Origin of the sequence: Bacillus sp. IS1, from assembly GCF_032461585.1 — a bacterium.
Classification (GTDB): domain Bacteria; phylum Bacillota; class Bacilli; order Bacillales; family Bacillaceae; genus Bacillus; species Bacillus velezensis.
Map to the genome: position 1 here is coordinate 277,501 of NZ_JAWCWR010000001.1, position 25,100 is coordinate 302,600.

10 protein-coding genes are annotated in these 25,100 nt (G+C 43.3%); 9 read left to right on the forward strand and 1 reads right to left on the reverse strand.

The genetic code is table 11. From position 1 onward, the window contains the following. Positions 1 to 17 precede the first annotated feature (17 nt). The 8 genes from RUW00_RS01325 (at position 18) to lpdA (ending at position 23,570) form a co-directional block, all read left to right on the forward strand. A complete protein-coding gene (locus tag RUW00_RS01325; protein ID WP_315956444.1) occupies positions 18 to 5,726 on the forward strand; it encodes a type I polyketide synthase in 5,709 nt (1,902 codons plus the stop codon). Continuing rightward, a complete protein-coding gene (locus tag RUW00_RS01330; RefSeq protein WP_315956445.1) occupies positions 5,726 to 13,108 on the forward strand; it encodes an SDR family NAD(P)-dependent oxidoreductase in 7,383 nt (2,460 codons plus the stop codon). Before RUW00_RS01325 ends, RUW00_RS01330 begins: the two co-directional genes overlap by 1 nt. A 50-nt stretch (positions 13,109 to 13,158) precedes the next feature. Continuing rightward, the gene (locus RUW00_RS01335) at positions 13,159 to 17,010 is read left to right on the forward strand and encodes an alpha/beta fold hydrolase (RefSeq protein ID WP_280145071.1); all 3,852 of its coding nucleotides are present in this window, start codon (positions 13,159 to 13,161) and stop codon (positions 17,008 to 17,010) included. Between the two features lie 32 nt (positions 17,011 to 17,042). After that, the gene (locus tag RUW00_RS01340) at positions 17,043 to 18,134 is read left to right on the forward strand and encodes a serine hydrolase domain-containing protein (RefSeq protein WP_280145072.1); all 1,092 of its coding nucleotides are present in this window, start codon (positions 17,043 to 17,045) and stop codon (positions 18,132 to 18,134) included. Positions 18,135 to 18,604: 470 nt separating this feature from the next. Next, on the forward strand, positions 18,605 to 19,720 hold the full coding sequence (gene pdhA, locus RUW00_RS01345; protein WP_007611171.1) for a pyruvate dehydrogenase (acetyl-transferring) E1 component subunit alpha: 1,116 nt from the start codon (positions 18,605 to 18,607) through the stop codon (positions 19,718 to 19,720). A gap of 3 nt (positions 19,721 to 19,723) precedes the next feature. Then, entirely contained in the window at positions 19,724 to 20,701 is a 978-nt protein-coding gene (gene pdhB, locus RUW00_RS01350; RefSeq protein WP_003154528.1) for a pyruvate dehydrogenase complex E1 component subunit beta, read from the forward strand. Between the two features lie 123 nt (positions 20,702 to 20,824). Then, the gene (gene pdhC / locus RUW00_RS01355) at positions 20,825 to 22,153 is read left to right on the forward strand and encodes a pyruvate dehydrogenase complex dihydrolipoyllysine-residue acetyltransferase (protein ID WP_014417649.1); all 1,329 of its coding nucleotides are present in this window, start codon (positions 20,825 to 20,827) and stop codon (positions 22,151 to 22,153) included. 4 nt (positions 22,154 to 22,157) lie between these two features. Beyond that, on the forward strand, positions 22,158 to 23,570 hold the full coding sequence (lpdA, locus tag RUW00_RS01360) for a dihydrolipoyl dehydrogenase (RefSeq protein WP_007409663.1): 1,413 nt from the start codon (positions 22,158 to 22,160) through the stop codon (positions 23,568 to 23,570). 47 nt (positions 23,571 to 23,617) lie between these two features. On the opposite strand, the gene RUW00_RS01365 is transcribed toward lpdA, so the two are convergent. Beyond that, positions 23,618 to 23,992, reverse strand: a complete 375-nt coding sequence (locus tag RUW00_RS01365) for a hypothetical protein (RefSeq protein ID WP_014417650.1) — start codon at positions 23,990 to 23,992, stop codon at positions 23,618 to 23,620. A gap of 248 nt (positions 23,993 to 24,240) precedes the next feature. Between RUW00_RS01365 and RUW00_RS01370 the strand changes: the two genes are divergently transcribed. Next, positions 24,241 to 25,041: a polysaccharide deacetylase family protein gene (locus RUW00_RS01370; protein WP_280145073.1), complete on the forward strand. Its 801-nt coding sequence runs from the start codon at positions 24,241 to 24,243 to the stop codon at positions 25,039 to 25,041. Positions 25,042 to 25,100 lie beyond the last annotated feature (59 nt).

A 25,100-nucleotide genomic window follows, 5' to 3' on the forward strand; every position in this document is an offset into this window, starting at 1 on the left:
GAAAAGGAATGAGACAGGTGGCCAGTAATCAAAACTATCAGTTCACATTAACAATTAAACATACGGACTATATTGTCAGGGATCACCGGGTGCATGGCACCCGGATTATACCCGGTGTCACATTTTTAGATATGATATACCGTATGGCGCTGAGCAAAGGTTTGCCTATTGAAGAACTCGAGTGTCAGAATATTTTGTATTTGGAACCTGTAGCAACATCGGATACCTTTGACAGAGAAATCCGCATCCGTTTTCAGGGATTGGAACAGGGATGGGAAATTCAGGCGAAGAGCAGAAAAGTAAAAGATGACCGCATTCTGGATGAAAGCTGGGATGAGAATATGAACTGCAGGCTCATGCCGAAAATTCCGGAAAGCATGAGTTCAATTCATATCGATGAAATCAAACGTGCCTCCGTCCGTGAAGCCGAAATGGAGATATGTTATGACTATTTAAAAAAGGTTGATATAGAGCATTTTGAATTTATGAAGAGTCTGGGGAAGGTTTATGCGTCTGACCATTCTGTACTTGCAGAGTTGACGCTCAGCCAAATTGCCAATCAATATACCGGCTATTTTCAATTGCATCCCACTTTTCTTGATGCGTCTACCATCATATCGATCCTTTATCAGGCATGTCCCGAATATTTTACACAAGGATCTCCGGCAAGCCGGATGAAAACGTATATTCCCATTCATATTGAATCTTTCCGTATGACGAAGCGCCTGGAAGACAGGTGTTATGTGTACATAGAGAAGCAAGACCAAAATCATGATTCAGGGGATGTCATCCAAGTAAGTTACGGTTTGTACGATGCACACGGGGAGATGATCGCTTATTTTACGCGGCTGTCTGTGAAACATATTCGCTCAAAAGATTTAATTGAAAACCTGAAGCAGACTCGTTTGGAAACTGAAGCGGCTTCTCAGCCAAAAGACAGCCTGATCAGAGAAGATTCAATCATAAATCGAAGCGAAAGCATCGAGACACACCTTAAAGAATTAATATCCGGGGTTTCAAATATAGATCTGCGTGACATAAGGACAGACATTGGTTTTTATGAACAGGGCCTGGATTCAGCTTCTTTGCTTGCCATTGTCAAAGAACTTGAAAACAAAACAGGGGAACAGCTGTATCCTACACTCCTGTTTGAGCAGAAAACGATCCGGGAACTCGCCGCGTATATTAAAGAAAATCAAAAAATGTCCAGTTATTTCTTAACGCGAAATCAACCGGCTGAAAAGCCTGACATGAAAGAAAGTAAGAACGAAAATCTTTCCGCTCTTATAACAGAAGGAGACATTCAGCAGCTGATCGCAGATATCAAAGGGACTGCCCCTGAAACACTCTCTGTGGTAAAAGGTTTTTATGAACAAGGCCTCGATTCCGTAACACTTATGCAAGCCGTAAAGGCATTGGAAGAGAAAACAGGCAGGGAACTGTACCCTACTTTATTGTTTGAGTATCCGACGATTCAAAAACTTGCAAATTATTTTACAGAGAGCGGCGAAAAGACTTCCGTTGAAAAAGACCGCCCTCTTCATCATGGAGAGAATCATACGGCTCTGACCTATTTAACGCCGCATTGGAGACAAAAGGCTGCCGCTTGGGACCCGAATTGCGGAAATAAAAAGAAAAGAACATGCCTGCTGTTTCAATATGACAGAGAACTTTTTCATTTTATGCGGGAAAATGCTGAAAATGGATTCGAAAATACACAGATCATTCTCGTTTTATCAGGGAATCGTTTCTCCTATCACGGAGACGGTGTTTATGAGATAGATCACAGGGAGGAAGCTTACTTTGACAGGCTTGCAGCTGATCTGAAAAAAAGGGGGCAAATGCCCGACACCGTGGTTTACGGGTGGCCGGAAGGGTCATTTGCCGGCCCGGAAAAAATAAGTGAACAGCTTTCTAAGGGGGCTTACCCGCTATTCTTTTTCAGCCGGGCATTGATGCGCAGCAAGGCGGAAAAAAAGGTTGTATCGCTTTTCCTTTATCCGGCGGACCATAAAAATGATCAGCCGCTTTACGCTTCAGTCCATGGCGCAGGGCAGTCTATTTTGCTTGAGAACCCGAAACTGGCCCTTAAGACAATCGGGATATCAGTTTCAGACAAGTCATCGTTGCCGGAACTTACAGCTGAAATCATCAGAGTCGAATCTACGGAAGCGCATCCGGGAGAAACCGATCTTTATTATGAAAGAAATGTGCGCTGGGTCCGTGCCTTACGGGAAGCAGAACCGGCTCCAAACTCAGATTTCTCCTTTAAAGAAAACGGAGTATACATGATTACAGGAGGGGCCGGCGGCTTAGGCCTTATATTTGCAGAACATATCGCAGCCCAAACGAAAGCCAATATTATTTTAGCGGGCCGTTCTGAACTTACGGAAGACAAAAAGAACAAAATCAGCCGAATGAAAGCAGGCGGTTCTTCGGTTCAATATATAAGAGGTGATTTTTCAGATAGCCGCGATGCAGAGCGAATCATAAAAACCATTAAAAGGCAATTCGGAGAAATCAACGGTGTGATACACAGTGCCGGTGTGACGCACGACGCTTTATTGATTCAAAAATCAAAAGATGAAATTCAGGAAGTGATCGCCCCGAAAATAAATGGGACGGTCTTATTGGACAGCTTGCTGCAAACCGAACCTTTGGACTTCTTTGTGATGTTTTCATCAAGCAGCTCGATGTACGGGAATATCGGACAGACGGATTACGCATTGGCCAACCGGTTCATCGATCTTTTCGCTGAGTGGCGTGAAGGAATGAGGCGGAAAAAAGAACGCTCCGGCGTCTCAGTAGCCATCGGCTGGCCGCTATGGGAAGACGGCGGCATGAAAGTGGATAAACAAACTGAAAAATGGATGAAACAAAAAATCGGTATGGTTCCCCTTAGTAAAACCAATGGGATCAAAGCTTTTCAAGATTCACTCTCTCTGAACGCATCACAGCTGATAGTGTTTGAAGGTGACAAAGAAAAATTAGAATCTGCACTTCAAGATACCTTCATAGAGGATGAAAACTGCGAGATCAAAATAAATGAGAAAGCTGATACAAGGCATGGTGACATTGCCATTATCGGATTAAGCGGGAAGTATCCGATGGCTGAAGACTTATCTCAATTTTGGGAGAATTTAAAGAGCGGAAAAGATTGTATTACAGAAATCCCGCCTGACCGCTGGAATATGGATGATTTCTTCAGCGAAGACAGAGATATGAAAGGGAAGTCTTACAGCAAGTGGGGAGGTTTTATCAGCGGAGCCGATCAATTTGATCCGCTTTTCTTTCATATTTCCCCAAGGGAAGCAGAACTTATGGATCCCCAGGAAAGGCTCTTTTTAGAAACGGCCAAAAATTGTTTTGAAGACTCAGGGTACCCGAGAAACATGCTGGAAAAGATGAAAGTCGGTGTATTTGTCGGTGCAATGTGGGGCCAATATCAACTATTTGAAGGGGAAGAAAATGGAGTGGCTTTCTCGCCGGCGTCCGTCTATTCTTCAATAGCCAATCGGGTGTCTTATTATTTTCATTTAAAAGGTCCGAGTTTGGCTCTGGATACAATGTGCTCTTCATCACTGACCTCTATTCATTACGCATGCCAAAGCATACATTGCGGAGAGAGCGATATGGCATTAGCCGGCGGAGTGAATTTGTCAATACATCCGAATAAATATAAGTTCCTCAGTATGGGACAGTTTCTATCAAGTGACGGCAGATGCCGGAGTTTTGGAAAAGACGGAAGCGGTTATGTTCCCGGTGAGGGAGTCGGAGCCGTATTGTTAAAACCATTGAAAAAAGCAATAGAAGATCAAGATCAAATATACGGTGTGATTAAGGGAAGCGCCGTTAATCACGGAGGAAAGACGAGCGGATATTCCATACCGAATCCGGATGCGCAGGCGGAGGTCATTTCAGAAGCGCTTCGTAAAGCTGACATTGATCCGAACACCGTCAATTATATTGAAGCGCATGGAACAGGGACGTCATTAGGCGATCCGATTGAAATTCAAGGACTGAAAGATTCCTATCAATTGAACCATCCTTGCGCCATCGGTTCGGTGAAATCAAATATCGGACATTTAGAATCTGCGGCAGGAATCGCTGCGGTAACGAAAGTGCTTCTCCAAATGAAGAATAAGCAGCTTGTTCCTTCTCTGCATTCCGATATTGTTAATCCGTTTATAGATTTTGATCAGGTTCCTTTTCAAGTGCAGCGGAAAGCGGCTGAATGGAATATTCCGCAAAACAGCAATGCTGTTCATCCTTTGAGAGCCGGGGTAAGCGCTTTTGGGGCAGGAGGGACAAACGCGCATCTTATATTGGAAGCGTATGAGCCGCCAAAAGCTTTTGATCATCAAAGCGGCCGAGTGATCTTTGTTTTATCGGCCCAAGACAAACAACGGCTGATAAAATATGCAAAGGTTATGGCTGATTTTCTATCAGAAAATGAATCGAAGGATAACAATCATAAACTGCGTCTTCAGGATATTGCCTATACACTTCAGACGGGACGCGATCATATGGAAGAACGGCTGGCGATAGTGGCAGATTCCGGGCAGGTCATTGCTGAAGAGCTTTCAGCTTATATCAGGGGTGAAAAAAGCAGCTTGAGCCATACCGGTCATACATTCGAATCAGAAGTTCACAATGAAATACCTCACGTTTGTTCAGATTACGCCGAAGCAGCATCCAAATGGGTAAATGGAAGAAAGATAGATTGGGAGACTTTTGAGGTGAATCGGAATGCTCGCAGGATTTCTATTCCGGGACAACCGCTGATCAAACAGCGGTATTGGATAGCGGAAAAAGGGGACGCACTTGTTTCAGCGGATGTGAGTAAGCCGGGTCACCCTTTCTTGGGGAGTAACACGTCCGATTTTAATCAGTTCAGTTTCACGAAAAAAATCAGCCGTAATCATCCGTTTGCACTAAGTCTGTCTGAAGGAAACGTGTCCTTTTTCCCTTATGCATCTTTGGCTGAAATGGCTATCGTCAATGCAGCGGAGGCATTTGGACAACCAGTTCATACATTAACTGATTTATTGTGGACCGAAAGCATGAACGGAATGACTGTACGGGAACTGATGATTACGCTGACGCCTGAGCGCGACTTTGCGCGATTTGACATATATGCAAACACAAAAAATGAGAATAAAGTACGTCTTGCCAGGGGAAATGCGCATATTGTTAAGCCTGAAAGCGGTATGCTTCCTGAAGCGCTTGATATTGCTGAAGTCAAATCAGAAATGACTGAACATCCTGCTGAATCGCCTTTTGTCATTGAATCAGCGAAAAACAGTGACGGAATGCTGTCGTTTCATTCATTGCCGGATGAGCTTTATGCAAAAAGAGAGAATTTTACGATCTCTCCTGAAGCGCTTGAGTCCGCGATTCAAGCCAGTGCGTTTTTTGTCAGCGGAGAAACCTTCCCGGAATTGATCGGAATGGGAGCGGCGGATGTCTATCAGCCTCTCGCTCAAAATTTTTATGTCTATACTCAAAAAGAGAACCGGCAGAACAGCCGTGATGTAACGTGTCATATGACATTTACAGATGGAAACGGAAGCATTCTGGCAGAGTGCAGAGATGTGAGATTCAGGTATGGTCATGAAAAAGATACTGTTCAGACGGACGATGAACTCATTCGTCTCCTGCGTCAATTGGAAACCAATGATATTGATCAGAAGGCTGTATTGAAACAATTAATGGGGGAAGAATGATGAACGGAAAACGTGAACAAATCAGCGATATTCTTGATCTGATTCAAACAGGACAAATGTCGGCTGACGAAGGCTATGCCCGTGTGACATCCATTCAGAATCAAAAATCACGGGCATCGAACCATCCGCTTTTATATTACAAGCCGGAATGGACAGAATCGTTCATTCCGAGTAAGAAGAGCGTACCCTTGACGGGATTGCTCCTGATTTTTGCAGAAAATGAACGGCAAATACAAGAATTGAGCGGTTTGTTTAAGGGCTGTACTCTCTTGTTTGTCATCCGCGGAAAAGAATTTGCTGTTTTACATGATGATACGATTTGTATGAACCACGTGAAAAAACACGATTATCTAAAGCTGTTCCGATACATTCATGATCATTATCAGCTGCCCGAAAAGATTCTTCACTTGTGGTCTGATTCTCAGGCTGACATGAGTAAAGGAGGTATACAGAAACAATTGGAAAACGGATTGTTTTCTCTTCTGTATATTACACAGGCGCTGATTGAACTAAAATGGAAAAAGATAATAAAGCTGACGCATATTTTTCAAACTGAGAATAAAGAACAACTGCCGCTGCATCATGCGCTCGGCGGATTGGTGAAAACCGTTCACCAAGAACACCCCAATTTTCACTATCAGATTATCAATATCACGCAATCAGAGGGTGCGGGAGCCGCTCTTCCAGCAATAGCGGACATATATCAGAGAGAGTGTGACGAAAAACGGGATATCCGTTTTGAAGTGCGCTATGAAAACGGCAGACGTTTTACGAAAAGCTATAATAAAGCCGGCTCATTCGATTTAACTCAGCCGCTGAAACATCATGGGAATTATCTGATTACAGGAGGCCTGGGCGGTCTCGGTTATATTCTGGCAAAACATCTGTCGGAAAAATGGAAAGCGAATCTCATATTAACGGGGCGCTCTGATTTAACTGAAGAGCAGGAGAAAAAGATCGAATATTTAAGAAGTTCAGGTTCAACAGTTGAATATATCCGATCTGATGTTTCAAAACAAAGTGATGCTGAACGGATATTTGCTTTTGCAAAAGAGCAGTTCGGCACCTTACATGGAGTATTTCACAGTGCCGGCGTACTCCGTGACTCTTTTATCTTAAGAAAGACAAAAGAAGAAATTGATCAAGTCACAGGTTCGAAAGTTTATGGCACGCTGTGGCTGGCGGAAGAAATCAAAAAAATGAAAGTTGAATTACTTGTCTTGTTTTCATCCACATCGGCAGTCTTCGGCTCAGCCGGCCAATGTGACTATGCTTTCGCCAATGCCTTTCTGGATCAGTATGCAGCAGTTATGAGCGCGACAGAGTCTGCCGAAAGGGTAGTGTCAGTCAATTGGCCGCTATGGACTTCCGGCGGGATGAATATTGACGATGAAGGAGTATCCTACATGAAACAGGAACTCGGTCTTGACCCGTTAGATGACAGTGACGGAATACAGGCTCTGGAGAACAGCTTGTGTCAATCATCTGAACAGCTGATTGCCCTGAAAGGCCGTAAAGAAAAGATTGAGGATGTGCTGAAGCGTGCCGGCACAATCAGCTTTCATTCAGAGCAGCAGGAAGATGCTGATTTGCAAAACGATGAATTAAGACAAAATATAATCAGTTATCTGAAAAATATAATGTCAGAGGAATTGAAATTACCGGCCTCACTCATAGATGAAAAACAATATCTGGAGAAATACGGCATTGATTCAGTGATGATCATGCGTCTGACCAAAAAGCTGGAGCAAAGTATCGGCAGATTGTCGAAAACATTATTTTTTGAATATCATTCAATATCGCAGTTAGCCGAATATTTCCTGAGTCATCACAGCGAACGAATGATGAAACTGCTGAACCCGGCCGGCACATCTGAACTTGTTTCATATCAAAAAAAGCAAAAAAGAAAACCAGTGGAAACAAAAGCGCCGGTACGCTCTGAAGAAGAAGATTCAAAAGAGCACATTGCGGCCGACCCCCTTTCTGCTGATATAGCCATTATCGGTGTCAGCGGCAGATACCCGGGTGCGGAAAACATCAGGGAGTTCCAGAATGTGCTGATGAATGGACGGGATTGCGTAAGCGAAATTCCCGATGACCGGAAGGAAATGCTGGAGGGAAGCTGCTATAAGTGGGGAGGTTTTCTGAAAAATCCAGACCGGTTTGATCCTTTATTTTTCCGGATATCACCGAAAGAAGCGGCTTTTCTTGATCCTCAGGAACGCCTCTTTTTAGAGACAGTGTACAATACCATAGAGGATGCGGGTTATAAACCTTCAGATCTGACCCGCAAAAAGGTCGGAGTATTTGCAGGCGTCACATATGGAAGCTATCAATTTTTCGGCGTTGAAGAATCACTTAAAGGAAATGAACTGGCCGTCGGGTCTCCATTTTCTGCAATAGCAAACAGAATATCATATTTCTTTAATTTTAAGGGGCCGAGTATGGCGGTTGATACAATGTGTTCATCCTCTCTTAACGCCATTCACTTAGCCTGTGAAAGTATACGAAGAGGAGAAAGCACACTTGCTGTTGCGGGCGGGGTCAATCTTACGCTTCATCCGAATAAATATACATTATTAAATCAAAGCCGCTTCTTTGCAAGTGATGGCCGATGCCGTACATTCGGCGAGGGCGGTGACGGTTATGTACCGGGAGAAGGAGTGGGATCCGTACTTTTAAAGCCGGCGGCGGAAGCGGTAAGGGACGGAGATCATATTTATGCGCTGATTAAAGCGACAGCGGTCAATCACGGAGGGAGAACAAACGGTTTTACGGTTCCTAATCCAAATGGTCAGTCTGAACTGATACAGGACGCGCTTCAGAAAGCTTGTATTGACCCTCGTACAATTAGTTATATTGAAGCTCACGGAACGGGAACTTCTCTGGGAGACCCGATTGAGATCACCGGATTAACAAAAGCGTTTCGGGAATTTACGGAGCACACTCAATATTGTTCAATCGGTTCTGTCAAATCAAATATCGGCCATCTTGAGGCCGCAGCGGGAATTGCCGGTTTGACAAAGGTTCTTTTGCAAATGAAACTGAAAAAACTGTTTCCCTCCATACATGCGGAGACGTTGAATCCAAATATTGATTTTAAAGCATCTCCCTTTTATGTACAGCGGTCATTGCAAGACTGGAAGAAACCGAAACTGCAGGAAAACGGAAAAACAGTAACTGTTCCGAGAAGAGCGGGGATCAGCTCATTCGGAGCCGGAGGAACGAATGTTCATATCATTATAGAAGAATATGAAGAAACAAACGTCTCAACAGAACATGTTGAGAACGAACCGCATATTGTCCTGTTATCTGCCAAAGACAATGAACGTCTTCTTGAGTATGCCGAAAACATGAAAGATTTTATTCAACGTTCACTAAGTACTGAAGTAAAGGATAAACAGCCTGATATGAAAGAAAAGGTGAATGAAGTACTCAAACCGTTTGTTTCGGAATTGCTTCATATCCATCCGGAAGAAATTAATATTGCTGATCACCTGAGTGAATTTGGCGTAGGGCCTTTGGAATTAAGCCGGATGGCGGATTTTATTAACGAAATGTTTCATATTGAACTCACGATGTATGAATTAACTGATTGCGCCTCCATTCAAGCGGTTACTGAATACTTATTGAAGGAATATGCCGGAGCGATAAGAAACCTGTTCCCGAATGAAGTGATGGAAGGCAGCCAATCGGAAAGCGTCTTTTTACGGGATCTGGCATACACTACACAATCGGGCAGAGAAGCGATGGAGGCCAGAGCGGCGATTACCGGTACCTCTCTTAAAGAAATGAAAGATAAATTATTTGAGTTTTGCCGCGGTGACAAGCAAGTTCCAGGCGTATATGTTAATCAGCCATCAGCAGATGCATTTGCTGAAAAAATGAAGGCGTTAACGGGAGGCAGAGCAGGTGAATTGTTTGTAAAGACCATTATTGAGACCGGTGAAGCGGAAAAGCTGGCTCAATTATGGGTTTGGGGGGCGGATATCGACTGGAAATCCGTTCATCAACATTTACAGCAGCCGGGTAAACGGATCTCAATTCCGACTTATCCGTTTGCGAAAGAACGTTATTGGGTTCCGTCCAGGACTGAGAAGGCAGAGATCCCTCAGCATTCTTTTCAACATCATTTGCAAAAAAAATGGAGGGAGAATCCGTTTGTAAATCCATCCGAAACAAAAGAGTACGGACTGACAGTAGCATTTGTAAATCAAGACACAGAATCAATTGCCCGCACCATTTGTTCGGATATAGATCAGGAGAATCTGATTGTCATAAAACATCACTCTTCATTTATAAAACACTCTGATCAAATGTTTGAGTGTTCTTTATTAGATGAAAACCACGCATACGACGTTATCCGTGAGATCTTCTCGGGCGGTGAGCGGCAGGTCGAAAATATATTTGATTTCTCAGATATCGGAAACCAGAGTGAAAATCAGAACGGCATCCCATATGGTAAATTCTTATTTATACAAGAAATAATTAAGCGGAGTAAAAAGGAAACACCATTATCCATTTTACAAATCACCAATGGCTTGCAGGTATTTAAAGCGGAAAAACCAAAGCTGACGGGGGCGGAATCAGCGGCTTTTCTGAAAGCCCTTTCTGCGGAATACGGCTTTGTTCATGTGAAAACAATAGATATAGACAGCATGAAAGAAACGCATGAGCTGAAACAAATCTTTGAGAATGAAAGGGCGCAATGTACCGGAGAGAATGAAGTATGCTACCGCAGCGGCGTCAGATATGTTCCGTATTTTGAAGAAGAAAGAATCCATACCGGCGGGCCTGTTTCATTTCCTGCGGATAAAGCCATCGTGATTACCGGCGGGACAGGGGGCATTGGCAGAGCAATAGCTGAAGATTTGGTGAAACGGGGAGTGAAAAAACTCGTGCTGACGGGGACGCGTCCATTACCTTTGCGAATTGAATGGGATCATTTGCTGAAAGAGGGCAGACAGGACGAAAAGACAGTCAGCAATATCAAACTGTTTCAAAGTTTTGAAGAGAAAGGTGTCAACTATCTGTATTACAGCGGTTCTCTCACAAATGAAGAGAAGCTGCGTTCATTCTTTCACCAAGTAAGCCTTGAATTTAAAGATATAAGCGGTGTCATACACTGTGCCGGACTGCACAGCGGCGGAAATCCGGCCTTTATTCATAAAAGAATGAGTGAATTTAAGACGGTGTACGGCCCGAAAGTCACTGGACTTCAGAATTTGGAGCGGATTTTTAATAATAGGCCGCTGGATTTCTTTATTCTATTTTCATCAATTGCTGCACAGTCACCCAAACTGTCGAAAGGAATGACTGATTACGCGTCTGCAAACGCATATATGGACTATTTCGCGGCTTATCATTTTCAAAAGGGGAGAACGTATTTCACGTCCATCAATTGGCCGAGCTGGAAAGAAGTCGGAATGGGTACTGTGACGAGTCCTTTATATGATGAATTGGGATTGGACTCTCTTTCCACACGGGAAGGACTGGCGATTTTGTATCATGCACTGGAGAGAAAATCGGCCAATATCATTCCTATCGTGAAAAAAGGAACAGTGTTTCATGCAGACAGTCTCCTGAATATCAATAAAACCGGCAAGGCTTCATTTCCAGTGCGAAGACAGGAGACTCCCGACACTTTTGATCATTCAGAAGGGCTTGTCAGTGAACTTTCTGCCGTATTTGCCGAGGAATTGAGCATTCCCCTTGAAAAGCTTAACCCAAATACGGATTTTCAGGAATACGGTGTGGATTCTATACTTCTTGTCAGCATTATACATCGTATAGAAGCAATGATTCAGAAAAAAATTGACCCTACTGTGCTTCTTGAACACAACACGATTCATGGTCTTGCGGAATATATCGGTAAGACGGCGCCGCCGTTGAAAAAACAAATCGAACAGACTGATTCTCAAAGCAGCAATCAGCATGATATGCAGTCTGTGACGAGCCGAAATACAGAACCGCAGACGGCTTCCTCTGCAAAGATAGCTGTTATCGGAATCGGATGTAAGTTCCCTGGAGCGGCTGATAAAGAGGAATTTTGGGACAATCTGAGAAAAGGGAAGAATCATATTAAAGAAGTACCTGATTCCCGGTGGAATATAGAAGAAAATTACTCTCCGGTGCAGCAAAAGGGAAAAAGCATCAGCAAATGGGGAGGATTTATCAATGGAATCGGCAGCTTTGATCCGGAGTATTTCCGCATGGAAGAGGAGAAAGCCATCCAAACGGACCCGCTGATAAGACATTTCTTAGAAACGAGTGTACAGACTGTACGGGATGCCGGTTATGAAGAAACAGAATTATCGGGAAAAAAAGTCGGCGTATTTGTCGGTTCCAGAATGGGCGGCTACGGTCACAAACTGCCGAAAGAAAGCAGCAGCCACATCGTCGGGCTTAGTCAAAACTTTATTGCTTCACATGTGTCGCATTTCTTTAATTTTCACGGTCCAAGCATGGTTTCTGATACCGCTTGTTCTTCTTCATTAGTCAGCATTCATTTAGCCTGCCAAAGCATAAAAAACGGTGATTCAGAGATGGCGCTGGCAGGAGGGGCGGATCTGCTTTTGGATGAAATTCCTTACCTGATGTTAACAGAAGGAGGAGCTCTTTCGCCGGACGGTCAGTGTTTTACTTTTGATGAAAGGGCAAACGGCTTTGTACCCGGAGAGGGTTTTGGCGCTGTTCTGTTAAAACCGCTCGAGAAAGCGAAAGCGGACGGAGATCGGATATACGGTATCATTGAAGCATCAGCTATTAATAACGACGGTGCGACAATGGGAATTACGACCCCGAATCCTAAGCTTCAAGAGCAGGTTATTCAAGATGCATTTGAAAAAGCCGATATCACTCCCGGATCAGTCAGCTACGTCGAAACTCACGGCACAGGCACGATGATTGGAGATCCGATTGAGCTACAGGCTCTGACAAAAGTATTCCGAAGAGACACAAACAAAACGCAATTTTGCGGAGTAGGAAGTGTAAAAACCAATATCGGACACTTATTAAGCGCTGCCGGAGCGGCAAGTTTCATTAAAGTGATTTTATCAATATGGCATAAGGAAATTCCGCCTACATTGAATTGTGAAACGCCAAATCCCCGCTTTGAATTTGAAAAGTCGCCTTTTTATCCGAATACAGAGCTGAGAAGCTGGAAGGATGGAAAACGGAGGGCGGGCATCAGCGCTTTCGGTTTTGGCGGAACAAACGCCCACCTTTTGGTAAGCGGCCTGGATGATTCATATCATTCCGTCAGAACTCCGCTGCCGCCTGCCGAGTTTGTCAGAAAAGAGTACTGGCCGGATTCAAATCGGAAAAAACAAATCAAACAGAATAAAAAACGGCTTCTTGAAATTATTGATGAAACAGAGTAGCACCTGCTCTGTTTCTTTACTTTGTAAAAGAAGAAAGGTTGTCGAGTTGCATGAGGTTCAGCGTATTAGTCAAACATGACGATTATATTGTTTCAGACCATGTCCTTCATCAAGTGCGTACGATACCCGGCGTAACGTATCTGGATTTAATAACACGATTTTTAGCTGAGAAAGGGATATCCCCCCGAAGTTTTGAAATCAAACATGTTTTATTCCGTGAACCTGTTGCGACGTCAGTCCATTTTGATAAAAAAGTCACCTTCCAGTTTACGGAACAAGAAAACGGCTGGCTTGTTGAAACAACAAGCAGGAAATGGGTCGCTGAAAAGGCGGAAGGTGAAGCGTCAGTCAACTTGCAGGCGGAAATCATAAGAAAAAATGCGATAAACGAAAAGACAATTTCAATCGAAGAATTAAAGAAAGGAGCCGTCCGGATTTCGGATGCTGAATCCGCCTATCGTAATTTGCGCAGGGGCGGCCTGATTCATAAAGATTTTATGAAATTGGAAGGTACGGTATATGAAGGTGAAAATTATATTCTGGGAGAGGTCAGTTTAAGCGGACTTTCAAAAGAATATACAGATGACTTTTACATGCATCCCGCATTTTTGGATGGGTCTCTCAGCTTGTTGGGAATCCTTACATCAGACTTGCCGGATGAAGGAACAAATGCGTTTATCCCTATATATATTGAGACATTCCGGGCACTGCATAAAACAACTGGGTCTTGTTTTGTGTATATTGATAAAAACAGTATAACGCAGCCGCCTTCTAAAGACATTTTATATGCGGACATAGAAGTATACAGGCCTGATGGAGAGCTCGCTTTTTATTATGAGCGATTCGGTGTGAAAAGAGTCAGAAATGAAAAATCAATACAAAGGCTGGAGCATTCCCAAAAAGCTAAAGAGGTTGGCAGCGCAACGAACAATAAAGAAATGATCAGAAATAATTTGATCCAAGAGATAGCCGGCATGATTGAAAAACCTGCTGAAACAGTGAAGAATGATATTTCCTTTTACGAGATGGGCTTGGATTCTAAACAATTATTAGACTTATCCAAAAAATTAGAACTGATGTTAGATACAAAGCTGTACCCGACTTTATTATTTGATTACTCCACAATCGGTGAATTGACGGAATATCTGCAGGAGAAATACGGAGCTGACATTACAGACTCTATCTCTGATACAGTTTTGCACCAAGACAGTCAAAAAACATTAACAGATGAGCTGTCATCCATTATTGGAGAGGTTACAGACACACCGCCAAATAAAGCGGACAAACACCAATCTTTTTACGAACTGGGTCTTGACTCAAAACAGCTGCTGCATATATCGAAAATGCTCGAGGAAAGATTGGATACACAATTGTATCCGACATTGCTTTTTGATTATAACAATATTCATGATTTAGCGGCTTATTTAGAAGAAAAATATAATGTGCGTAATACACCGGCTGCAGCTTTTAAAGAAAAAACGCAAACGAAAGAGCCGTCTGAAAAGCCGATGCTTGAATCTTTGTATTTACAAAAAGAATGGATTGAGTCGCCATTAAAGTCCGGAGAAGTGTCTAAGGAAAATACTTTGATTTTCGATTTCGACAGTTCATTGAGTGATGAAATCCGCAACTACACCGGCAGTGAAAATGTTATTTATGCGGAAGCCGCCGCTGAATATGAAATGGTAAATGAAAAGCATTATAAATTTAACCCGGAGCAGTCTGCTCATTACACCAGACTGTTAGATGATATGAAAAAGTCCGGAGCGTTTCCGGCGTCAATCATTCATTACCTGTCAAAAAAAGCTTATACTGAAGCGGCGTTAGACCTGACTCACAGCTTTTATTCAATTCTTTATTTAAGTAAAGCTTTGATCCGTCAAAAAACAAAAGAAAACATCAACATTCTGTACGTGCATGACAAGGATCAATATACAAATCCGGTTTACGCCGCGATTGGAGGCTTTTTTAAAACGCTGAATGCGGAGCAGCCGAATATAAAGTGTAAAACGGTTGAGATTTCTTCAAGACAAACCATTGAAAAAGCACCTTTGCTTCTCAATGAATTAAGTGCCGGACATCATCAGGCTGTGAAATATGACGGCGATCAAAAAAGGTGGGTGACAGCATATAGAGACGCTTCGCTGCAAACAGGACAAAAGGCCGCAAAGTTTGCAAAAAACGGGGTGTATCTCATCATCGGAGGGTTAAGCGGCATCGGCTGGATTATTTCAGCGTTTCTTTATGCAAATCACGGAGCCAGCGTTATCATTGCCGGGCGATCGAAAATGACAGCAGACATGGAAGAAAAATTAGACAGCATCCGATATGACGGGGCAAGCATTTCTTATATCCAGGCTGACATGTCAGATAAGCAGCAGGTCATCAAGTTAGCGGAAAAAATTCGTGCTGATTATTCCGAAATCAACGGGGTCATTTACAGTGCAGGCGTGTTAAAAGACTCTCTCATTATGAATAAAACAGACGCGGAAGCTCAAGCGGTGCTGCAATCAAAGGTCAATGGTGTGATTCATTTGGATGAAGCGCTCAGAGATATGCCTTTAGACTTTTTTGTTTTGTTTTCTTCCATCTCCTCAGAAATCGGAAGTCTGGGTCAAGCCGATTATGCCTACGCCAATCGTTTTCTGGAGCATTTTGCCGAGTGGAGGGAATGTATGAGAAAGGCGGGGGGAAGATCAGGAAAAACCATCGCTGTAAATTGGCCTTTCTGGAAAGACGGAGGCATGACAGTTGATCCCGGCATCCAAGATATTATGAAAAGGGAGTACGGACTTCACCCATTAGAAAATACTGCCGGAATCAAAGCTTTTGAACACTCGCTTCTCGGCCAAGGCCACCAGCTGATCGTGTTATACGGAGAAAAAGAAAAAATACAAAACGATTTCAAGCCGTTATCCGCCCGTTCAGCACCGCCTCTGGTAAGAGATTCAGCGATTGCAGCCGATTTTGATGCTTCGTCAATCGTTACGGAAGGAGCTGAAAGTCCTTTCCGGATACTCGGCACAGCTTCCAATCGTCATCTCGATGATTATTTGCATTATTGGAGCAGACTGAAGAAAGGAGCCCTTCAGCACAATCAAAGCGATGCCGCAAAAAAACTCATCGCTTTTTACCAGACAGAAGAAACGGAAACCGTTCATTTTCTGGCAAACACAGAAAATGCCCGGCATATGGAGATATTGATGAGCGGTAAGGGCGAAACAATTTTACTGATTTGCGGTTTTGCTACCACTGCTTACATGTGGAAAGAACAAATGAAAGAGTGGGCAGATCAATTTAATGTAATTGTCATACACACACCGGGTTACGGGCTGAGTGAGGGGAGCGCCGATTTTACACTGAGCGGGCTGGCTCAGACTTTTATCGAAGTGCTGAACGAGATAGGGGTTGCTTGGCCGATCCACATTGCGGCAGCTTCTTGGGGAGGCATGATAGGGCAGAGGATAGCCTATGAATACCCTGAAAAAGTAAAAACGCTCATTCTTTCCGGAAGTTACACCGAATACGAAGAAGACCCTGAAAGCAGTGTCGAGGAAAAACTGAAAAATGATTTTATAGCTATAGGAAAGTCGCATGAATATGAAAGTTTATACAGTAATCAATTCTTAAATGCTTCTATTGAACGTTTTATGAAGATACATCAACAAGAAGGCTATTCTACGATCGGCTTTTTAAAAGACATTCATACAAGAACGCTTATCCTTACGGGTGAGAAGGAAAGCGTAGTTGATCAGAAAGAAACAAAAAGGCTGCAGAAACTGCTGAGCAATGCAGAATTAAAGAAAATTAAGGGAGCGGGGCATCTTCCGAACATCACACATCCGGAAGAATTTAATAAAGCGGTGTCAGAATTCATCAAGAAATCGGTAAGTAAAGGATGAAAACGATACATACAGTACAGGGGGAGAAAACAATGAAACAAACAATAAGCAATCCGGCATTTGATATGAAACAAATTAACGCTCTTAACAGCCATTATCAGACGATGATAGACAATGGAGATCTGCAATGTGCGAGTTATATGATGTCAAGAGGAGGTGAGGTTTTTGCAGCTGAGTCGTTAGGGGAATTTACCGGCGGACAAAACGAAAAGCAAACATTTCAGCTTGATACAATCAGAGAAATCGGTTCTTTGACAAAAGTGTTTACCGCTGTAGCCGTCATGCAGCTCGTCGAAAAAGGTTTGCTCGATCTGAAAATGCCGGTCAAGCTCATTTTGCCTGCGTTTGATAAATCGGGTTTCGGAGAAATTAAAATTTTGCACCTTTTGACTCATACGGCGGGATTAAGTTTTGAGCTGGATATTCAAAAGGCTGAAGGCATTGACTTAACGAATGAGGAAGAATGGATAAACTATCTCGTCAGTACGCCTTTGGAGTACGGAGTGGATGAAGCATGGAACTATTCCAGAACCGGTTTTGTTATACTTGGCATCATTATTTCAAAAGTAACAGGCGTATCCTACGAACAGTATGTAACAAAGCATATTATTGAAGCGCTCGGATTAGAAAGAACGTATTTTTATGTGCCTGATGCTTTAAAAGAAGAAGTTTGTGTGATCAATGAACACGAGTGCGTACAGCTGGAAAAAAGTCATCACCCGTATTTTCCGAATAAAGCGACAAGCGGTCTGTACTCTTCGTTGCGGGATATTTGGAAGTTGGCTGAAATGTTTAGAAATAAAGGCAGATTGAAAGATAAGAAGCTGCTTGGAAGAAAAACAGTCGAAGCTATGCTGAGAAATCAAATAAAGCCCGGTCTTCCTTTTTACTTCTTCGGAGCGCCCAGAGAGGAAGGCGGCTTTGGTTTAGGCGTTAATTTGTGGCCGGCCGGGGACCATTATTTCATGACAGAAGGCACCTTCTCACATCTTGGAATGGGTTGGTGCGGCATGTTTTCTGATCCAGCCGAAGATTTTACGTATGTATTTTTCACTCCGATTTCCGAGTTTCATCCTCATGCCGTGCTGACGCCGCTGAATATCGTGTGGGCGGGTATTGAATAATTAGACAAAACCATCGTCCCGTCTGTTCGGCAGGCGGGACGATTGCTAACTGCCCGTTTTTATCCCGCGGCATCTTTTCAAAGCCTGCCCCTAAGTTAAATAACTTAATTTACTCTTTGTAATTTTTTTTAATTATAGTACAGTAGAGCATTTTTATAATACAGTTTAAAGTCTTTTATAGTACAGTTTGGCGCAATATGATCTTAAGTTTTATAAGCGGTTTCAAAATAAGGTTATAAATAATTGACGGCTTTGTTTAATTACTGTAAACTATGGTTGTTGATCATATTGTACTAATAAAAAATCTTTTTTTATTAGTACAGTTTAAACGTCATTATCTTTGCTTAAGCGCTATGTGAATTTCTGAATGATTAATTTTAGAATTGCAGAGCATGATAAGACTGTTTTTAATACGGATGGCTAAACGGTATCCTAACCCTGTTAAATCAAAAGAAGAGGTGGTTTAAAAAATGGCTGCAAAGACAAAAACTTCAATTGTTGATAGCAAAAAACAATTTGATGCTATTCATAAGCAGTTTGAAACGTTCCAAATTTTAAATGCTGAAGGAGAAGTCGTAAATAAAGACGCAATGCCTGATCTTTCAGATGATCAGTTAAAGGAATTAATGAGAAGAATGGTGTATATCCGCATTTTAGACCAGCGTTCAATTTCTCTTTCCCGTCAAGGACGTTTAGGTTTCTATGCACCGACAGCGGGCCAGGAAGCTTCTCAAATTGCATCACACTTCGCGCTTGAACAGGACGACTTTATCCTTCCGGGTTATCGTGACGTTCCTCAGCTGATTTGGCACGGGCTTCCTTTACATCAGGCATTCCTGTTCTCAAGAGGCCATTTTAAAGGTAATCAGATGCCTGAGGGAGTAAATGCTTTATCACCTCAAATTATTATCGGTGCTCAAATTATCCAAACCGCAGGTGTAGCTTTAGGTCTTAAAAAGCGCGGTAAAAAAGCGGTAGCTATTACTTACACTGGTGACGGCGGAGCTTCTCAAGGTGACTTCTATGAAGGAATGAACTTTGCCGGAGCATTTAAAGCGCCAGCGATCTTCGTTGTTCAGAATAACCGCTATGCGATTTCAACTCCTGTAGAAAAGCAATCATCCGCACAGACAATTGCCCAAAAAGCAGTTGCCGTCGGTATTACAGGTGTTCAAGTAGACGGAATGGATGCACTTGCCGTTTACGCTGCAACCGCAGAAGCACGCCAGCGCGCAATTAACGGTGAAGGTCCGACTCTGATCGAAACTCTTACATTCCGTTACGGACCTCATACAATGTCCGGTGACGATCCGACTAAATACCGTACGAAAGAAATAGAAAATGAATGGGAGCAAAAAGACCCGCTCGTACGTTTCCGCAAGTTCTTGGAAAACAAAGGACTATGGTCTGAAGAAGAAGAGAACAAAGTGATTGAACAGGCCAAAGAAGAAATCAAACAAGCTATCAAAAAGGCTGACGGCGAATCAAAACCGAAAGTAACAGAGCTGATTGAGAATATGTTTGAAGAGCCGACGTTCAACTTAAAAGAACAACTTGAAATTTACAAAGCGAAGGAGTCGAAGTAAGCCATGGCGCAAATGACAATGATTCAAGCGATCACTGATGCGTTACGCACAGAACTGAAAAACAATGAAAACGTTCTGCTTTTCGGGGAAGATGTAGGCGTTGCCGGAGGCGTATTCCGTGCAACTGAAGGCCTTCAAAAAGAATTCGGTGAGGACCGCGTATTTGACACGCCGCTTGCTGAATCCGGTATCGGCGGTCTCGCTCTCGGTTTAGGCCTGCAAGATTACCGTCCTGTTATGGAAATCCAATTCTTCGGATTCGTATATGAAGTAATGGATTCAATCTCAGGACAAATGGCTCGTCTCCGCTACCGTTCCGGCGGACGCTGGACTTCTCCGGTGACAATCCGTTCTCCATTCGGCGGAGGGGTTCATACACCTGAACTTCACGCTGACAGTTTGGAAGGCCTTATCGCTCAGCAGCCGGGTATTAAAGTTGTTATCCCTTCCACTCCTTACGATGCAAAAGGACTGCTGATTGCCTCTATCAGAGACAATGATCCGGTTGTTTTCTTAGAGCATATGAAACTTTACCGTTCTTTCCGTCAGGAAGTTCCTGAGGAGGAATACACAATCGAGCTTGGCAAAGCTGATGTGAAACGCGAAGGTACTGACCTTTCTATCATCACATACGGCGCGATGGTTCATGAGTCGCTTAAGGCTGCTGAAGAGCTTGAAAAAGAAGGCGTTTCTGCTGAAGTTATCGACCTTCGCACTGTAAGTCCGCTTGATATTGATACGATTATTGCTTCTGTTGAAAAAACAGGCCGCGCAATTGTCGTGCAAGAAGCTCAAAAACAAGCCGGCATCGCTGCCAACGTTGTAGCTGAAATCAATGACCGCGCGATTCTGAGCCTGGAAGCTCCGGTTCTGCGTGTTGCGGCGCCTGATACAGTATTTCCTTTCTCGCTTGCTGAGAGCGTATGGCTTCCAAACCATAAAGACGTTCTTGAAACTGCGAAAAAAGTTCTTGAATTTTAATCAGGCATCATAAAAGACGGTAAAGAGAGATCCTTTTCTCTATATGAAGGAGTCTGTTTACTAGGTTCAATGCTTGCGAATGCATAGCTAAAATTTGCTTAATCAACTAGGAGGTCGAAAACTGTGGCATTTGAATTTAAACTTCCGGATATCGGGGAAGGTATCCACGAAGGCGAAATCGTAAAATGGTTTGTTAAGCCGAACGACGAGGTAGAAGAAGACGATGTTCTGGCTGAAGTGCAAAATGATAAAGCAGTGGTAGAAATTCCTTCACCTGTTAAAGGAAAAGTATTAGAATTAAAAGTTGAAGAGGGAACAGTTGCAACTGTTGGACAAACGATTATTACGTTTGACGCACCTGGTTACGAAGATCTTCAATTTAAAGGAAGCCATGATTCAGGAGATGCGAAAACTGAAGCTCAAGTTCAGTCGTCTGCTGAAGCAGGGCAGGATATCGCTAAAGAAGAGACTCCTAAAGAGCCTGCAAAAGAAACCGGCGCAGGACAGCAGGACCAAGCGGAAGCTGATCCGAACAAACGCGTGATCGCGATGCCTTCCGTACGCAAATATGCCCGTGAAAAAGGCGTGGATATCCGTAAAGTAACAGGTTCAGGCAATAACGGACGTGTTGTAAAAGAAGATATCGACAGCTTTGCAAATGGAGGAGCGGCTCAAGAAGCGGCACCGCAAGAAACAGCTGCACCTCAGGAAACAGCTAAACCTGCAGCGGCTCAGGCTCCTGAAGGCGAATTCCCTGAAACACGCGAAAAAATGAGCGGTATCCGTAAAGCGATCGCGAAAGCAATGGTGAACTCTAAGCATACTGCACCGCACGTAACTCTTATGGATGAAGTTGACGTAACAAATCTTGTTGCTCACCGCAAACAGTTCAAACAAGTTGCTGCTGATCAAGGCATCAAGCTGACTTATCTGCCTTACGTCGTCAAAGCATTAACATCCGCTTTGAAAAAATTCCCTGTTTTAAACACATCTATTGATGATAAAACAGATGAAGTGATCCAAAAACATTACTTCAACATCGGAATTGCAGCGGATACCGAAAAAGGCCTGCTTGTGCCGGTAGTGAAAAATGCCGACCGTAAAGCCGTTTTCGAAATCTCTGATGAAATCAACAGCCTTGCTACAAAAGCGCGTGAAGGCAAGCTTGCACCTGCGGAAATGAAAGGCGCTTCTTGCACGATCACAAATATCGGTTCTGCCGGAGGCCAATGGTTCACACCGGTTATCAACCACCCAGAGGTTGCGATTCTCGGTATCGGCCGTATTGCTGAAAAAGCGATCGTCCGTGACGGTGAAATTGTAGCTGCTCCTGTCTTAGCTCTTTCTCTCAGCTTTGACCACCGTATGATTGACGGAGCAACTGCACAAAATGCGTTAAACCACATCAAGCGTTTACTGAACGATCCACAACTTATTTTAATGGAGGCGTAATGTTATGGTAGTAGGAGATTTCCCTATTGAAACAGATACTCTTGTGATTGGTGCGGGACCTGGCGGCTATGTAGCTGCCATCCGCGCTGCTCAGCTTGGACAAAAAGTAACAGTCGTTGAAAAAGCAACTCTTGGAGGCGTTTGTCTGAACGTCGGCTGTATTCCTTCAAAAGCGCTCATCAATGCAGGCCATCGTTACGAGAATGCAAAACATTCAGATGACATGGGAATCACTGCTGAGAACGTAACGGTTGACTTTACAAAAGTCCAAGAATGGAAAGCTTCTGTTGTAAATAAGCTTACCGGCGGTGTTGCAGGTCTTTTAAAAGGAAATAAAGTGGACGTTATAAAAGGGGAAGCTTATTTCGTAGACAGCAACTCTGTCCGCGTAATGGATGAGAACTCTGCGCAAACATACACATTTAAAAACGCAATCATTGCTACCGGTTCTCGCCCTATCGAATTGCCAAACTTCAAATATAGCGAACGCGTTCTGAACTCTACAGGCGCACTTGCGCTTAAAGAAATTCCGAAAAAGCTCGTTGTTATCGGCGGCGGATATATCGGTACTGAGCTTGGAACAGCGTATGCGAACTTCGGAACTGAATTGGTTATTTTAGAAGGCGGAGATGAAATTCTTCCTGGCTTCGAAAAACAAATGAGTTCTCTCGTTACCCGCAGACTGAAGAAAAAAGGCAACGTTGAAATCCATACAAGCGCTATGGCTAAAGGCGTTGAAGAAAGACCTGACGGCGTAACAGTTACATTCGAAGTAAAAGGCGAAGAAAAAACGGTTGATGCTGATTACGTATTAATCACTGTCGGACGCCGTCCGAACACTGATGAGCTCGGCCTTGAGCAAGTCGGTATCGAAATGACTGACCGCGGTGTCATTAAAACAGACAAGCAGTGCCGCACAAACGTACCGAACATTTACGCAATCGGTGACATCATTGACGGACCTCCATTGGCTCACAAAGCGTCTTACGAAGGTAAAATCGCTGCGGAAGCTATTTCAGGAGAGCCGGCTGAAATCGATTACCTCGGTATTCCGGCGGTTGTATTCTCTGAGCCTGAACTGGCTTCTGTCGGTTACACTGAAGCACAGGCGAAAGAAGAAGGCATTGAAGTCGTTGCAGCTAAGTTCCCGTTTGCAGCAAACGGACGTGCGCTGTCTCTTAACGAAACTGACGGCTTCATGAAGCTGATCACTCGTAAAGAAGACGGTCTTGTAATCGGTGCGCAAATTGCCGGCGCAAGCGCTTCTGACATGATTTCTGAATTGAGCCTGGCGATCGAAGGCGGAATGACTGCTGAAGATATCGCAATGACAATTCACGCTCACCCGACATTGGGCGAAATCACTATGGAAGCTGCCGAAGTAGCAATCGGAAGCCCGATCCATATCGTAAAATAATAATGTAACAAAGAAACAGCCCCCGTTTGTAAAAGCGGGGGCTGTTTTTATTGTGCAAGCACATGCTGCATAGGTTTGATGATATCCTCTTTTTTCTTTACGGATCCCTCAATCTTCATGACCACATGCCGATGATTGATCACCATCAGCGCAGGGAACGTGTTGATTTCCTCTTCCCATCCCTTTCTGTTGTCATAAACCTTCATTTGATCGACATGATGGGGATATTTCTTTTCTAAATCAAGGATCGCATCGTAATAAGGCACTTCTTTATCTATATGATTTTCATCGGAAAAAAACAAGATTTGAGTGTGATGAATGCTGTCGATCCGGTTTTTTTTGAATGGACTGACAGTAGAAACCGAACAGCTTGACAGAACGAACAGCATTAAAAAAAAGGGAATCACCGTACGGTAGCGCATCTATCTTACTCCTCTGTTTTATATAATATATTGGTTCATCCATTTATAAGGACTATATCAAGTGTATCACGAGAGGTGAAAAACCTAAGGCTTGTTACTGAATTGTTATATAATTGAAACCGTTTTTAATGAAGAAATAATACGTGTGACAACTTGCGCAGCCGATGTGTAAAAAAGGCACATTGTTTTTCGTGAGAGCGCTGTTTTTTCGTTATACTGGGGGCAAAACCGTATCAGGAGGGATTGTCATGTATAAAGCCGCTGCAGCCGTCGTATGTATGTGCTTACTCGCCGGCTGCCAATCAAATGAAAAAATGCAAACAAACAAACCCCATTCTCAAGCCGCGGCCAATCATGCCAAACGGGAAAACCACCATACAAAAGAGGAAAAACAGAAAAAACAGAAGGCGGAGCCTCGTTACTATATCAATCCGAAAACCTTTTCTGTGGAAAAAATGGATGAACAGAAAGAGAAAAAACCGATCGCATTGGTAACGATCGATGACGCGCCTGATCAGCATGCCGCTGAGATTGCGGACAAACTGCATGATCTCAATGCGTCAGCGATCTTTTTTGTAAACGGACATTTTTTGAAAAAAGATGAAAATAAGAAAGCGCTTAAGCATATTCATGAGTTAGGTTTTATGATCGGAAATCATACAATGACTCATCAAAACTTAAAAGATCTTTCCGAACAAAAACAACGGGAAGAAATCATTGGCGTCAATAAAGAGGTTGAAAAGGTAATAGGAGAGAAACCCGCATTTTTCAGGGCGCCTTTCGGAAGCAATACGGACTACAGTGACAGACTTATAAAAAAAGAAGGTATGGTGAAAATGAACTGGACCTTCGGGTATGATTGGGATCAGAAATATCAATCCAAAAAAGCGCTTACCGATATCACACTGAGCAGTCCTTATCTGCGGGACGGGGCCAACATATTGATGCATGACCGCAAATGGACGGCGGAAGCCATGCCGGACATTGTAAAAGGATTGCGTCATAAAGGATATACCGTGATTGACCCTCGAGCTATAAAAAGACCGTAAAAAATAAATGTGTTATACAATTTATCAGTTGACATATTAAATGTGACATAATAATATAA